Origin of the sequence: Lactonifactor longoviformis (assembly GCF_042848515.1) — a bacterium.
GTDB classification, from domain to species: Bacteria; Bacillota; Clostridia; order Lachnospirales; family Lachnospiraceae; genus Lactonifactor; species Lactonifactor longoviformis.
Window position 1 is genome coordinate 301,956 of the sequence record NZ_AP031453.1, and the last position, 14,468, is coordinate 316,423.

Consider the following 14,468-nt stretch of genomic DNA (forward strand, 5'->3'; position numbering starts at 1 on the left):
GCTCACTTTTGGCGAGCGGTGAATGGCGATCATGGATTTTTGCTTCCTGATCGGACAGCCCATCATAGGTAAGTAACTGAAATAACAGTTGAATTTTTAAAGGAGGAAATTACGTGGACTCGATTGACTATTATGACCGATACGCGATACCTTATTTTGAGAAAACAGTAGACTTAAGTATGGAAGAGATGCTGAAGCCCTTTATAGAACTGCTCCCTGAGAATGCGGAGGTACTGGACCTGGGCTGCGGTTCCGGACGTGACACCCTTTATATGGAAGAAGAAGGAATCTCAGTAACTCCAATGGATGCTTCTGCAGAGATGTGCAAACTGGCCAGTATCCATACAGGAAAGGAAGTACTGAATTTAAGGCTTGAGGACATGGACTTTGATGACGTCTTTGACGGTGTCTGGGCCTGTGCCGTTATCGGACATTTTACGCCGAAGGAAGTGAAGAAGGCTATGAAAAAGGTGATACGTTCCCTGAAAGAGGGAGGAATCATGTATTTTTCGGTGCGGAAAGGAGACAGGGACGGGCAGTATAACGGGAGATATTTCTGTGATTACTCTAAGAGAACCCTGGAGGATTTGGTTGAGAGCCTGCGTAATGTGGAATTAATGGATATCTGGATTACAGAGGATATCCGCAAAGAGAGCGAAGGCAATGAATGGTTCAATGTATTGCTTCGCAAAACGGAGTAAGCTATGACACAATTTACCCATTTACATGTGCATACAGAGTACAGCCTGCTGGATGGTTCTAATAAAATAAAAGAATATGTATCCAGAGTAAAAGAACTGGGGATGGACAGTGCAGCCATAACAGACCATGGGGTCATGTTTGGGTGCATTGATTTTTATAGGGAGGCCAAAGCTCAGGGAATCAAACCCATTATGGGCTGCGAGGTTTATGTGGCCCCGAATTCCAGATTTGACAAAGAACTCACCGAGGGCGAGGACCGCTATTACCATCTGGTACTGCTGGCAGAGAATGATCAGGGCTATCACAACCTGATGAAAATAGTATCCAAGGGATTTGTAGAAGGCTTCTATTACAAACCCAGGGTGGATATGGAAGTGTTGGAAGAATTCCATGAAGGAATTATTGCATCATCCGCCTGCCTTGCAGGAGAAGTTGCAAGAAATATTACAAAGAGATTTTACGAAGAGGCGAAGCAAGCCGCATTAAAATATGAAAACGTATTTGGAAAGGGGAATTTTTTCCTGGAGCTTCAGGATCACGGGATCCCGGAGCAGCAGTACGTGAATCAGCAGCTTATGCGTATGAGTCAGGAGCTGGGAATTCCCCTGATCGCAACTAACGACGTGCATTATACTTATGACACAGATGCTGAATCCCATGACATTCTTCTCTGTGTCCAGACCGGAAAAAAACTTCAGGATGAGGATAGAATGCGCTACGAGGGGGGGCAGTATTATGTAAAGTCACCCCAGGAGATGGAAGCGCTGTTTCCTTATGCTCTGGAGGCTCTGGAAAATACCCATAAAATAGCCGAGCGATGCAACGTCGAGATAGAATTCGGCGTCACCAAGCTGCCAAGATTTGACGTTCCACAGGGATATACGGCCTGGGAGTACCTGAACAAACTGTGCTTTGACGGCCTGCGGGATAAGTATTCCCCAAAACGGGCTGAGGAGCTTTCTCAGCGCCTGGATTATGAGCTGGGTGTTATCTCCAACATGGGATATGTGGATTACTTTCTTATTGTATGGGATTTCATCCGTTATGCCAGGGAAAAGGATATTATTGTAGGGCCCGGAAGAGGCTCTGCCGCAGGCAGCCTGGTAGCGTATACGCTTGGGATTACACAGCTGGATCCCATCCGCTATGATCTTCTGTTTGAGCGTTTCCTGAATCCGGAACGTGTATCCATGCCGGATATTGATGTGGATTTTTGCTTTGAACGACGCCAGGAGGTCATTGATTATGTGGTGGAAAAGTACGGGAAGGACCGGGTGGTCCAGATTGTAACTTTCGGTACTATGGCGGCCAGAGGTGTGATCCGGGATGTTGGGCGTGTCATGGATCTGCCGTATGCCCAGTGTGACACCATCGCCAAGATGATTCCCAATGAATTGAATATTACCATAGATAAAGCGCTGAAGATGAATCGTGAGCTCCGGGAGATGTACGAGGAAGATGATACGGTTCAGAAGCTTATTGATATGTCCCGGCGTCTGGAGGGGCTGCCCCGCCACACGTCTATGCATGCGGCAGGCGTGGTGATCAGCCAGAAACCGGTGGACGAGTATGTACCCCTCTCCAGAGCCTCTGACGGTTCCATTACCACACAGTTCACCATGACGACGCTGGAGGAGCTGGGGCTCCTGAAAATGGACTTTTTAGGCTTGCGGACTCTGACGGTTATCCAGAATGCCCAGAAGCTTGTGGAAAAAAGTCTTGGGCATCCGCTGGATCTAGATGCCATTGATTATAATGATCCACAGGTGCTGACCCTTGTGGGAAGCGGTAAAACTGAGGGCATTTTTCAGCTGGAGAGCGCGGGGATGAAGAACTTTATGAAGGAACTGCGTCCCCAGAGCCTGGAGGATATTATTGCGGGAATTTCCCTTTACCGTCCCGGCCCCATGGATTTTATTCCCCAGTATATCCGGGGAAAAAACCACCCGGAGACAATTACCTATGACTGCCCCCAGCTTGAGCCTATTCTAAAGGCAACCTACGGGTGTATCGTCTACCAGGAGCAGGTAATGCAGATTGTACAGGCTCTGGCAGGCTACACCCTGGGAAGAAGCGATCTTCTTCGAAGGGCCATGTCCAAGAAGAAGGCGTCTGTCATGGAAAAAGAACGCCAGAGCTTTGTATACGGAAATGAAGAGGAAGGGGTGCCCGGATGCATTAACCGGGGAATCAGTGAAAAGACAGCTAATAAAATTTACGATGAGATGATTGACTTTGCCAAATACGCATTTAATAAGTCCCATGCGGCTGCGTATGCGGTGGTATCGTACCAGACTGCCTATCTGAAATGCTATTTCCCTGTAGAATATATGGCTGCTTTAATGACATCCGTAATCGAAATGCCAACCAAGGTTTCCGAGTACATTCTGACCTGCCGCCAGATGGGGATCCAGATTCTGCCCCCTGATATCAATACAGGAGAAAGTGCCTTTTCCGTTGAGGGACACGATATACGCTATGGGCTGTCTGCCATTAAAAGCATCGGTCGTCCGGTGATCCAGGCTATTGTGGAGGAGAGAGCAGAACACGGGCCCTTTAAGACTCTGAAAGATTTCATAGAACGCCTGTCGGGCAAGGAAGTGAACAAAAGGACCCTTGAGAACTTTATCAAGGCAGGAGCCTTTGACAGCCTGCCTGGAAACCGCCGCCAGCAGATGATGGTCTATGCCCAGATTCTGGATGGAGTCAACCAGGAAAAAAAGACTGTTATGGCAGGGCAGATGAGCCTCTTTGATCTGGTTTCTGAGGAAGAAAAGCTGGAGTATGAAGTGAGAATGCCGGATGTGAAGGAATATGAGAAGGAAACATTGCTGGCATTTGAAAAAGAGGTTCTGGGCGTGTATATCAGCGGCCATCCCTTGGAAGAATATGAACAGATATGGAGAAAAAATATAACGGCAGTTACCTCAGACTTTATGCCTGACGAGGAGACTGGTATGCCCAAGGTTTACGACGGAGCAAAAGCGGTCCTGGGCGGAATGATTACCGGCAAAACGATAAAATACACAAAAAACAATAAGACAATGGCCTTCCTTACCCTGGAAGATCTGCTGGGGACTGTGGAGGTTGTGGTATTCCCCCGGGATTATGAAAACAACGCCATGCTGATGGAAGTAGACTCAAAAGTATTTATCCAGGGGAGAATCTCGGTGGAGGATGATAAACCCAGCAAACTTATCTGTGAAAAAATCCTTTCCTTTGAGGCGGTACCCAGGGAACTCTGGGTGCAGTTTGAAGATCTGGAGGAATTTAGAAATGCCCGGGAGGAACTCTATGGGGAAATCAGCAGCTGTCCCGGGAAAAGCCAGGTGATGATCTATCTTCGTTCTGAAAAAGCAAAAAAAATGCTTCCCTCCTCTATGAACGTGGATCTTGAAACCGGCATTTTCGTCAAATTGCGGGAAAAATACGGTGAAGGCAACGTTAAACTTGTAGAAAAGAGTATTGAAAAACTCATGAAAATGCATTAGAATAGGAACGAATAGTGGAAGATTGTTAAAAAATGTGCAGACAATTAATGGAGGGATAAGATGACTGCTAAGAAAGAGATAAAAACTATCGGTGTTTTAACCAGCGGCGGAGATGCCCCGGGTATGAACGCAGCGATTCGTGCGGTTGTAAGGCGGGGATTGTCCAAAGGCTGTAAGATGAAGGGCATTTTAAAGGGATACAATGGTTTGCTGAATGAAGAAATTATTGATATGACGGCAGTTGACGTTTCAGATACCATTGAGCGGGGAGGCACCATTCTCTATACGGCCCGCTGTGCGGAGTTCCGTACGGAAGAGGGACAGAAAAGAGGAGCTGAGATCTGCAGGAAGCACGGGATTGATGCACTGGTAGTCATCGGCGGTGACGGATCCTTTGCCGGCGCCCAGAAGCTGGCCAATTTGGGAATTAATACCGTAGGTGTTCCGGGCACCATTGACCTGGATATTGCCTGCACAGAATATACAATTGGGTTTGACACTGCGGTAAATACAGCCATGGAGGCGATTGATAAGGTACGGGATACCTCAACCTCTCACGAACGCTGCAGTATTATAGAAGTTATGGGAAGAAATGCGGGATATCTGGCCCTGTGGTGCGGAATCGCCAACGGTGCTGAGGATATTCTTCTTCCTGAAAAATATGATTACGATGAACAAAAGGTAATCAATAATATCATTGAGAACCGCAAGAGAGGCAAGAAGCATCATATCATCATTAACGCGGAGGGAATCGGACATTCTGAGGCTATGGCAAAGCGAATTGAGGCTGCTACAGGAATTGAAACCAGAGCAACCATTCTGGGCCATATGCAGCGTGGCGGCAGCCCTACCTGTAAGGACCGTGTATATGCGTCCATAATGGGGGCAAAGGCTGTGGATGTCCTTCTGGAAGGAAAGACGCAGCGGGTAATCGGCTATAAGAATGGGGAATATGTTGATTTTGATATTAACGAGGCGCTGGCTATGACTAAGTCGATTCCTGAATATACCTATGAGATAGGTCATGCCCTATCCCACAATTACAGCAAAAATGTAAAATAACAGTTAAGAGACATTGCTCATGAATTCTTTAAAAAATCTCGGTACAAAATTAAAAACAGCACAAATAATTGCCCTCGGTTTTGCGGGGGTAATTTTTGTAGGCGCAATTCTTTTATATCTGCCGGTATCTTCGGCTCCTGGAGTGCATACCACCTTTATTGACGCATTATTTACCGCTACCACTTCTGTGTGTGTTACCGGGCTGACTACGGTATCTACAGCAGGCAACTGGTCTGTGTTCGGAAAGGCTGTGATCCTGATATTAATCCAGCTGGGCGGTTTTGGTATTATCACCATGAGTACTATTGTGTTAATGGTTGTGGGAAAGCGGATCACGCTGAATGACAGGAACAGGATACGGGAATCCTTTAATCTGGACTCTATGAGCGGCCTTGCCAGGCTGATCCGGAAGATTGTGGCTGGAACGCTTATTGTGGAGGGAATGGGAGTGGTTTTATACTGCTTTGCATTTATCCCCAGGTTCGGCGCGGGAAAGGGATTCTGTGTGTCTGTTTTTAATGCAGTATCCTCGTTCTGCAATGCAGGAATGGACATTATGGGAGATACCAGCCTGGCGGCGTATGCAACCAGCCCTCTGGTCAACTTCACCACCATCGGTCTGATTGTGATTGGCGGCCTTGGCTATATGGTTTGGTGGGATCTTGTGGGGACAGGCAGAAGAATCGTTAAAAAAGAGATAGAATGGAAGAAAACCTGGAGGTATCTGAACCTGAACTCAAAACTTGTGCTGAGCAGTACGGCGATTCTTATTGCAGGGGGGACTGTGCTGATCTTTTTGTTCGAGAATCATAATCCCGGCACCATGGGAGATTTTACCCCGGGACAGACCTGGATGGCGTCTCTGTTTCAGTCGGTTACCTGCAGGACTGCCGGATTTTTTACGATTGCACAGGATAAACTGAGAGAGGCATCGGTGATGGTGTGTATGCTCCTGATGTTCATCGGGGGTTCCCCTATGGGGACCGCCGGCGGAGTGAAAACAACAACTGTCTGGGTACTGGTCCTGACAGCGGTAACTTTTCTGCGGGGAAAGAAGGAGACAGAGGTATTCCGGAGGAAGGTGTCCGATACCTACATCCGTACAGCGCTGATTGTGGTGCTGGTAAGCTTCAGTGTCCTTTTTATATCCGTTGTGGGGATTACCCTGGTGTCTGATGCTCCCTTTCTCGATATTTTATATGAAATGACTTCTGCTGTGGGGACCGTCGGTCTGAGCAGGGGACTGACACCTAATCTTACCGCAGCGGGAAAGTTGATTGTAATTCTTACCATGTATATCGGCAGGATCGGACCGGTAACACTGGCTACGGCGGTAACGATACAGGCCCGCAGGCAGACCTCGAATATACACCTGCCGGAAGAAAAGATATTGATCGGATAGGAGGAACGTGATATGGGAAAGAAATCCTACGCAGTTATCGGCTTGGGTAAGTTTGGATATGCAGTGGCAGAGACACTGGCAAAAGCCGGCTTTGAGGTAATGGCAGTGGACACAGATGAAGAAATTGTGCATAGCATTGCCAAGGAGGTTTCCTATGCGGCCCGGGCGGACATTACAGAGACGGGGGTTCTGGAATCTCTTGGAATCTCCAATGTGGATGTGGTGGTTGTCGGGGTTGCCGAGAATATGGAGGCCAGTATTATGGCTACTATATTTGCGAAGGAGGCAGGCGTGAAGTATGTCATGGCGAAGGCTGTGAACAAGCTCCATGCAACCATCCTGAAGAAAGTAGGCGCGGATGAGATTATCCATCCGGAATGGTCCATGGGAACCAGGGTTGCCAAGAACCTGATGTCAGGGGGATTCGTTGACTTTTTTGAGCTCTCCTCCAAGTTTAGTCTGGCTGAGCTGCCGGTGCCCGAGGAATGGGCAGGGAAGACTTTAATCGATCTGAACCTCAGGGATAAATTTGGGGTGAATGTAGTTGGCGTAAAGGTGGGAGACGATGTGCAGGTAAATGTAAAGCCGGACCAACCGTTTCTTAGAGAGCAGACGTTAATGATAGTAGGTGAGAATGAGAGTCTTGCCAGATTGCAGAGGTAGGTGGAAGATATGATTACCAGTACATCCAATCCCCAGATTAAGAATATTGTACAGCTGGAGAAAAAGCCCAGGGCCCGGAAGGAGCAGGGGCTTTTTGTGGTGGAGGGCAGCAAAATGTTCGCCGAGGCCCCACGAGATAAAATTAAGAAAATATATTGTTCCCAAAGTTTTCTGGAAAAAAAGGAACACAGAGATTTGCTGGAGAGTAAGGGGTTCAGCCCGGACAGTCAGGGGACAGAAGTGGTGGAGGACAGAGTGTTTAAAGGCCTTTCGGATACCATGACCCCCCAGGGGATTCTCTGTGTTATGCAGCAGATGGAGTATACCCTCGAGGAGGTCCTTGGGGGGAATACCAAAGAGGGGCCGCCCTTCCTGCTTCTTCTGGAAGATCTCCAGGATCCGGGTAATCTGGGAACTATCCTGAGAACCGGAGAGGGGGCAGGGGTTACCGGTGTGATAATGAGCAGAAGTACCGTGGACATCTATAATCCTAAGGTGATACGGTCTACCATGGGCTCTGTTTACCGGGTTCCGTTTCTCTATACGGACTCTCTTTTGGAGATACTGCCCCGTCTGAAGGATGCGGGAATTACTACCTATGCCGCGCACCTTAGGGGGACCAGCGACTATGACAGGCAGGACTATAGCAGGGGTACAGGATTTTTTATAGGAAACGAGGGGAACGGCCTGTCTGATTCTCTGTCTTTTGGGGCGGATGTGAAGATTAGAATACCTATGTGCGGGCAGGTAGAGTCCCTGAATGCCGCTATGGCATGCGGGATCCTGGCCTATGAAGCATACAGGCAGAGAAGAGGTTAAAGGAGGCGGAACATAATGAAAGAAACGGGTATTTTGCTCCCAGTGGCATCTCTTCCTTCCTGTACGGGGGTTGGAGAACTGGGGACTTTTGCATATGAATGGATTGACATGATAGCAGAGGCCGGGGCAGGAATCTGGCAGATTCTTCCCTTAACCCCTCTGGGGTATGGGAATTCCCCTTATCAGCCCTACTCTTCCAGGGCCGGAGATGAAATCTATATCAGTCTGGAGGAACTGAGGCAGGAGGGGCTGCTGACAGACATACCACCGGCTGGTCCCTGGAAAGACGGGCAGCGTATCCGGTACGGGAAAGTGAGAGCGTATAAGGATGCCATTTTGAGAAATGCATTTTCAGCTTTTCAGGAGGATGAAGAATATCTGAAGTTTGCCCGGCAGGACTGGGTAAGAGAGTATGGAGTGTTCCGGGCGTTCCGCAGGGCTGAGGGGGATGCCTGCTGGAATATCTGGCCTGCAGAGCTTAAGGCATGGCCGGAGGAAAGAACGGCAGATGTAACGCCTTATGAAGGGGAGATTCGATACCAGATATTCCTTCAATATGTTTTTTTCCGCCAGTGGATGAAGCTGAAGCAGTATGCCAATGAAAAGGGAGTCCGGATTATGGGGGATGTTCCTTTTTATGTGGGGGTGGACTCTGTGGATGTCTGGGCGCAGAAAGAGAACTTCCTCCTGGATGCAGAGGGGAATCCGTCTTTTATCGCCGGAGTGCCGCCGGATTATTTCAGCGCCGACGGCCAGAGGTGGGGGAATCCGATTTATGACTGGGACTATATGAGAGAAACCGGGTACCGTTTCTGGACAGACCGTATGGAGTATAACAGCCGGCTGTTCGACATTATCCGAATCGATCACTTCAGGGCCTTCGACACGTTCTGGAAGATTCCCGCCTCCTGCCCCACAGCCATTGAAGGTGAGTGGGTGGAGGCTCCCGGATATGAGGTTTTAGACACCCTTTACCGGGAGATTCCCGAGATATCCCTCGTTGCGGAGGATCTGGGAGAACTCCGCCCCCAGGTCCATACGCTGAAGGAACACTATCATCTGAAGGGAATGAAGATTCTTCAATTTACCATAGACACCCAGGGGAAATATGCCAGGGATAGGTTCAGGGATACAGAAAACATGATAATCTACACCGGAACCCACGATAATGACACGATCCGCGGCTGGTATCAGGAGCAAACAGCTGCCAAAAAACGTAAAATTCGCCGATTTTTGAAGAAAAATGGTTTTAAAAACGGAACCCCTGCCAGCCGTCTCATAGCCTATGCCTTGTCAAGTCCAGCCGAATACGCGATCCTCCCCGCCGCAGACCTGCTGGAGTACGACAGCCGTGCAAGGCTAAACACCCCATCCACCGTGGGAAGCCCCAACTGGGAGTGGAAACTTCCGGATTACCAGGAAATGCGGCAGGCACTAAAAAAATGGACCCCATATTTTAACAGAACATAACAAAAAATAAAAAGTATCGTCTTGTATATCCAGGAAACCGGCAGGGCCCGGGGATGGCAAGGCAAAGCAGCAAGCATCTCTGCCTGTGCTTTGCCTTGCCATCCCCGGGCCCTGCCGGTTTCCGTCCCCTCCCCTTCCTTTCCAAAAAGTGACAGAAAATACCCGCTTGACAATAATACGTAATCTTGCTACAATACATCCGTAACAAAAATTAATAAGTTTGTAACAATTTCAAAAAACAAAATTAAAATTTATAGAAATTGTTCAGGAGGTAAGTATGAGAGCAAGAACAAAACATGTAGTATACAGTATGGGCGGTGCGCTGGCGTTGTCCCTGGCAATGACAGTTCCCACCTTCGCGGATACCACAGGCGATACCCCCGATAACACCCAGACAGAAGCGGTCTGGACAGATAAAGTAGCAGCAGATGTGAACACTTATGCCAATATCCGGGTGGATGCATCTATCAACAGTCAGAGAGTCGGACGTCTTCCCAAAGGCGGCGTAGCCGTAGCGGTTGGGGAAAAGGACGGATGGATTCAGGTGTCTTCCGGTGATGTGGAAGGGTACATACGCGGAGACCTTCTGGTATCCGAGGAAGCAGCAAGAGATCTCTATGTTAGTACCTATGGCACGGAAGACATATCTGTATGGGCAGAAGTAATAGAAGCCCGTCCTCAGGAGGCGGAAGCACCCCAGGAGGAGCCGGGAAGCCAGGAACAGGAAAGTGAAGAGACCGCGGAGACAGCAGTTTCCGTCAGCCAGGATGACCTGGATCTCATGGCGGCCATTATAGAATGTGAGGCCGGAGGGGAAAGCTACGAAGGAAAAGTTGCAGTTGGTGCGGTAGTTATGAACCGAGTAAACAGCAGCAAATTCCCCAACACTATCTCTGAGGTTATCTACCAGAGAGGCCAGTTTTCACCGGTGGCCAGCGGAAAACTTTCCCGTGTACTCTCCAGAGGGGCCAGGGAGGACTGTTACGAAGCAGCCAGAGACGTATTAAACGGAGCCAACACAGTTGGAGATAAGCTCTTTTTCAGCGCCGGAAGCGGCAAGGGAATACAGATAGGAAATCAGCATTTTTATTAAAAACAAAAAAGGGACAGGGCTGTCCGATTTTGGGACACCCTGAGTGCAAAAGGGGACGTGTTCTTTTTCAAAGGAACACGTCCCCCATTGTATTTTTGTGTCTGTTATAGTATGATATAACAAAGAATGAGCAAAAATAATAACGGACAAAGAGGGGTGATATTATGCAAGTACCTATTATATGGCTTGTGATTCTGGCAGTACTGTTGATTATTGAGATTGCGACTTTGGGGCTTACAACGATCTGGTTTGCCGGCGGAGCCCTCGTTGCATTTCTTGTTTCCCTGGTGGGAGGTCCTTTGTGGCTGCAGATTACACTGTTTATTGTTGTATCTTTCATTCTTTTAGTGTTTACAAGACCGGCAGCTGCCCGATTGCTCAACAAGAAGGTGGAAAAGACCAATGTGGAAAGTCTTCCCGGGCAGAAGGCAGTGGTTCTTCAGGAGATCAATAATATTCAGGGAACTGGGCAGGTGAAGATGAATGGCCTTGAGTGGACTGCCAGATCCCAGAACGGCAAAATTATTCCTAAGGATGCGATTGTAAATGTAGTAACCGTTGAGGGCGTAAAACTGATTGTAGAAGAGGAGAACTAGTTATGGGATTTATCGTTTTATTAGTCTTTATCATCCTGGCATTGATTGTACTGGCATCTTGTGTAAAAATTGTTCCCCAGGCACATGCTCTTGTTGTAGAACGCCTTGGGATGTTCCGGGGTACTTGGGGCGTAGGCATTCATTTTAAAATTCCTTTTATTGAGAGAATAGCCAAGAGGGTGAATCTGAAGGAGCAGGTGGTGGATTTTGCCCCCCAGCCAGTTATTACCAAGGATAATGTAACCATGAGAATTGATACGGTAGTATTCTTTCAGATTACAGACCCGAGACTCTTCGCCTATGGCGTGGAGAACCCTATTATGGCTATTGAGAATCTGACAGCTACTACTCTGAGAAATATTATCGGCGATATGGAACTGGATGAGACCCTTACATCCAGAGAGATTATCAATACAAAGATGAGAGCATCCCTGGATATTGCCACAGACCCATGGGGCATAAAGGTGAACCGCGTGGAACTTAAGAATATCATTCCTCCGTCAGCTATTCAGGATGCCATGGAGAAACAGATGAAGGCAGAGCGTGAGCGGAGGGAGTCAATCCTTATCGCTGAGGGTGAGAAGAAGTCCACCATTTTGGTAGCGGAAGGTAAAAAAGAATCCGTTATCCTGGACGCTGAGGCTGAGAAACAGGCTGCTATCCTGAGGGCGGAGGCAGAGAAGGAAAAGATGATCCGTGAGGCAGAGGGGCAGGCAGAGGCGATTCTGAAGGTTCAGGAGGCGAATGCACAGGGAATCCGCATGATCCGGGAGGCCGGAGCTGACAATGCGGTGCTGACCATCAAGAGTCTGCAGGCATTCGAAAAGGCGGCTGACGGCAAGGCCACTAAGATTATTATTCCGTCAGATATTCAGGGGATCGCAGGACTTGCATCCTCGCTGGCCGAGGTTATGAAGGATAAGGAAAAATAGAAACCGAACATCGGGAACGGAGGTATCACTGACGATACGTCCGTTCTTTGTTATCCTGAACCACACCGGACAGTAAACCAGTCAAATTGCAGCAGGGAGGCAGTCCTATGTTACCAGTAATAGACATGACAAAAGAATATGGAATTGTGCTTGAGGGGGGCGGCGCAAAGGGCGCATATCAGATTGGTGCGTGGAAGGCCCTGGTGGAGGCAGGTGTTAAGATCAAAGGGATTGCAGGCACCAGCGTAGGGGCACTGAACGGCGCTCTTATGTGCATGGGAGATCTGGAAAATGCGGAGGAAGTGTGGGAAACCATATCATATTCCAGGATTATGGATGTGGACGATGAGAAAATGGCGCAGCTGTTTAACGGGGAGCTGGGCCTTGCGGAAGCCCTCAGCGATGGCCTGGCATTTATGACGGAAGGAGGGGTGGATATTACCCCCCTGAAGGAGCTGATAGCCAAAAACATTGACGAGGACGCCATCCTTGCCTCCCCCATAGAGCTCTATGTACTAACTTTTTGTGTAGATGAGCTGAAGGAACTGGATGTTGATCTGAAAAAGGTAGACAAATCTCTCATGAAGGATTTCCTCCTGGCCAGCGCCTATTTGTTTCCCGTATTTAAAAATGAGAAAATCCGGGGAAAGAGATATATTGACGGAGGGGCCATAAACAACGTTCCCCTGGGCTCCCTGGTGGATCGGGGATACAAAGATATTATTATGATTCGGATCTATGGAGTGGGCAGAGAAAAGAAGGTAAAACTGCCGGAGGATGCGAATTTGATTACCGTTGCTCCCAGAGTTCAGCTGGGAAATATCATTGATTTTGACAGCAAGAAGAGCCGAAGGAATATGCGGATCGGCTACTATGATGCCATGCGGGCTATCTACGGCCTGGGGGGGCGAATATATTATATTGAAGAAAATCAGGAAGAGTGTTATTATTTAAAGCAGCTGATTGACGTGGACAGAATCATTATGGACTATCTTCTGGAAACCTATCACATGGAACCGGCAGAGGGAATGGAAGTGAGAACGCTTATAGAAGTGATACTACCAGCCATTGCATCCGAACTAAAGCTGGGGAAGGAATGGACTTACAGGGAATTGTATCTGACAATGCTTGAGGCCACGGCAAAAATGTGCAGAGTGCAGAAGTACAGAATCTATACGCTGAAGGAACTGCAGCATGAGGTGAACAGAAGACTGTACCGTCTTGTGGGAGATCCTGTGCCTGCGTTTGTGCAGATAATTTCTAAGGATATATTAATATAAATAAGCAGGAGGATAAGAGAATGAATTTAAAGGGACGTAATTTTTTAACACTAAAGGATTTTTCGCCGGAGGAGATCCAGGGGCTTTTGGATCTGGCAGCTGATCTAAAGGCTAAGAAAAAGCAGGGGATTCTGGGAAACAGCCTGAAAGGAAAGAATATTGCACTAATTTTTGAGAAACCTTCTACCCGCACAAGATGTGCGTTTACTGTGGGGTGTACCGATGAGGGCGCGCATCCGGAATATCTGGGAACCAACGATATCCAGCTGGGAGCCAAAGAGAGTGTTGAGGATACGGCGAGAGTTCTGGGACGTATGTTTGACGGGATTGAATTCCGGGGATTCAAGCATGAGCACGTGGAAATGCTGGCCAAGTACAGCGGTGTTCCTGTGTGGAACGGACTTACCGATGACTATCACCCCACCCAGATACTGGCAGATTTTCTGACTATGATGGAACATCTGGGAACCCTGAAAGGACTGAACTTCGCCTATCTGGGGGATGGGAGAAATAATATGGCAAACAGCCTGATGATTGGCTGCGCCAAAATGGGGGTTAATTTCACAATTATAGCGCCCAAGGCTCTGTGGCCCAAGGAGGAACTGGTGGAGCTCTGTAAGGGATATGCGGACCAGGCCGGATCTGCTATAACCCTCTCAGAATCCACGGATGATGTGGCAGGGGCAGATGTCATTTACACCGATGTGTGGTGTTCCATGGGAGAAGAGAGCAAGGCAGCAGAACGTGTGGAGCTCCTGAAGCCTTATCAGGTTAATGCGGAGCTTATGAAAAAGACCGGAAAGGACAGCACGATCTTCATGCATTGTCTCCCCGCGGTAAAAGGAAATGAAGTGACAGAAGAGGTATTTGAATCTGCCCAGTCTGTGGTATTTGATGAAGCCGAGAACCGTATGCACACCATTAAAGCTGTTATGGTGGCAACTTTAGGAGAGTAGCT

Annotated in this window: 12 protein-coding genes; all 12 read left to right on the forward strand. The window is 48.3% G+C overall.

From position 1 onward, the window contains the following. Nucleotides 1-113 precede the first annotated feature (113 nt). The 12 genes from ACGHCT_RS01300 to argF all read left to right on the forward strand — a co-directional run bounded on the left by ACGHCT_RS01300 (nucleotide 114) and on the right by argF (nucleotide 14,466). The gene (locus ACGHCT_RS01300; protein WP_226902447.1) at nucleotides 114-701 is read left to right on the forward strand and encodes a class I SAM-dependent methyltransferase; all 588 of its coding nucleotides are present in this window, start codon (nucleotides 114-116) and stop codon (nucleotides 699-701) included. A gap of 3 nt (nucleotides 702-704) precedes the next feature. After that, a complete protein-coding gene (locus tag ACGHCT_RS01305) occupies nucleotides 705-4,193 on the forward strand; it encodes a DNA polymerase III subunit alpha (protein ID WP_390437766.1) in 3,489 nt (1,162 codons plus the stop codon). A 60-nt stretch (nucleotides 4,194-4,253) separates the two neighbouring features. Further along, entirely contained in the window at nucleotides 4,254-5,255 is a 1,002-nt protein-coding gene (gene pfkA / locus ACGHCT_RS01310) for a 6-phosphofructokinase (protein WP_154257570.1), read from the forward strand. Nucleotides 5,256-5,274: 19 nt separating this feature from the next. Further along, nucleotides 5,275-6,657 carry a TrkH family potassium uptake protein gene (locus tag ACGHCT_RS01315; RefSeq protein ID WP_226902443.1) on the forward strand — a complete coding sequence of 461 codons (1,383 nt, stop codon included), beginning with the start codon at nucleotides 5,275-5,277 and terminating at the stop codon, nucleotides 6,655-6,657. 12 nt (nucleotides 6,658-6,669) lie between these two features. Beyond that, the gene (locus ACGHCT_RS01320; protein ID WP_154257572.1) at nucleotides 6,670-7,320 is read left to right on the forward strand and encodes a TrkA family potassium uptake protein; all 651 of its coding nucleotides are present in this window, start codon (nucleotides 6,670-6,672) and stop codon (nucleotides 7,318-7,320) included. Nucleotides 7,321-7,329: 9 nt separating this feature from the next. Beyond that, entirely contained in the window at nucleotides 7,330-8,139 is an 810-nt protein-coding gene (locus tag ACGHCT_RS01325) for a TrmH family RNA methyltransferase (RefSeq protein WP_390437769.1), read from the forward strand. Nucleotides 8,140-8,154: 15 nt separating this feature from the next. Beyond that, a complete protein-coding gene (malQ, locus tag ACGHCT_RS01330; protein ID WP_226902438.1) occupies nucleotides 8,155-9,609 on the forward strand; it encodes a 4-alpha-glucanotransferase in 1,455 nt (484 codons plus the stop codon). Nucleotides 9,610-9,886: 277 nt separating this feature from the next. Further along, complete coding sequence (locus ACGHCT_RS01335) at nucleotides 9,887-10,702, forward strand: cell wall hydrolase (protein ID WP_154257575.1); 816 nt, start codon at nucleotides 9,887-9,889, stop codon at nucleotides 10,700-10,702. A gap of 164 nt (nucleotides 10,703-10,866) precedes the next feature. Next, complete coding sequence (locus ACGHCT_RS01340) at nucleotides 10,867-11,298, forward strand: NfeD family protein (RefSeq protein WP_154257576.1); 432 nt, start codon at nucleotides 10,867-10,869, stop codon at nucleotides 11,296-11,298. 2 nt (nucleotides 11,299-11,300) lie between these two features. Then, a complete protein-coding gene (locus tag ACGHCT_RS01345; RefSeq protein WP_072854186.1) occupies nucleotides 11,301-12,230 on the forward strand; it encodes an SPFH domain-containing protein in 930 nt (309 codons plus the stop codon). Between the two features lie 107 nt (nucleotides 12,231-12,337). After that, nucleotides 12,338-13,510, forward strand: a complete 1,173-nt coding sequence (locus tag ACGHCT_RS01350; protein ID WP_154257577.1) for a patatin-like phospholipase family protein — start codon at nucleotides 12,338-12,340, stop codon at nucleotides 13,508-13,510. 20 nt (nucleotides 13,511-13,530) lie between these two features. Beyond that, complete coding sequence (gene argF / locus ACGHCT_RS01355) at nucleotides 13,531-14,466, forward strand: ornithine carbamoyltransferase (protein WP_154257578.1); 936 nt, start codon at nucleotides 13,531-13,533, stop codon at nucleotides 14,464-14,466. Nucleotides 14,467-14,468: the final 2 nt, after the last annotated feature.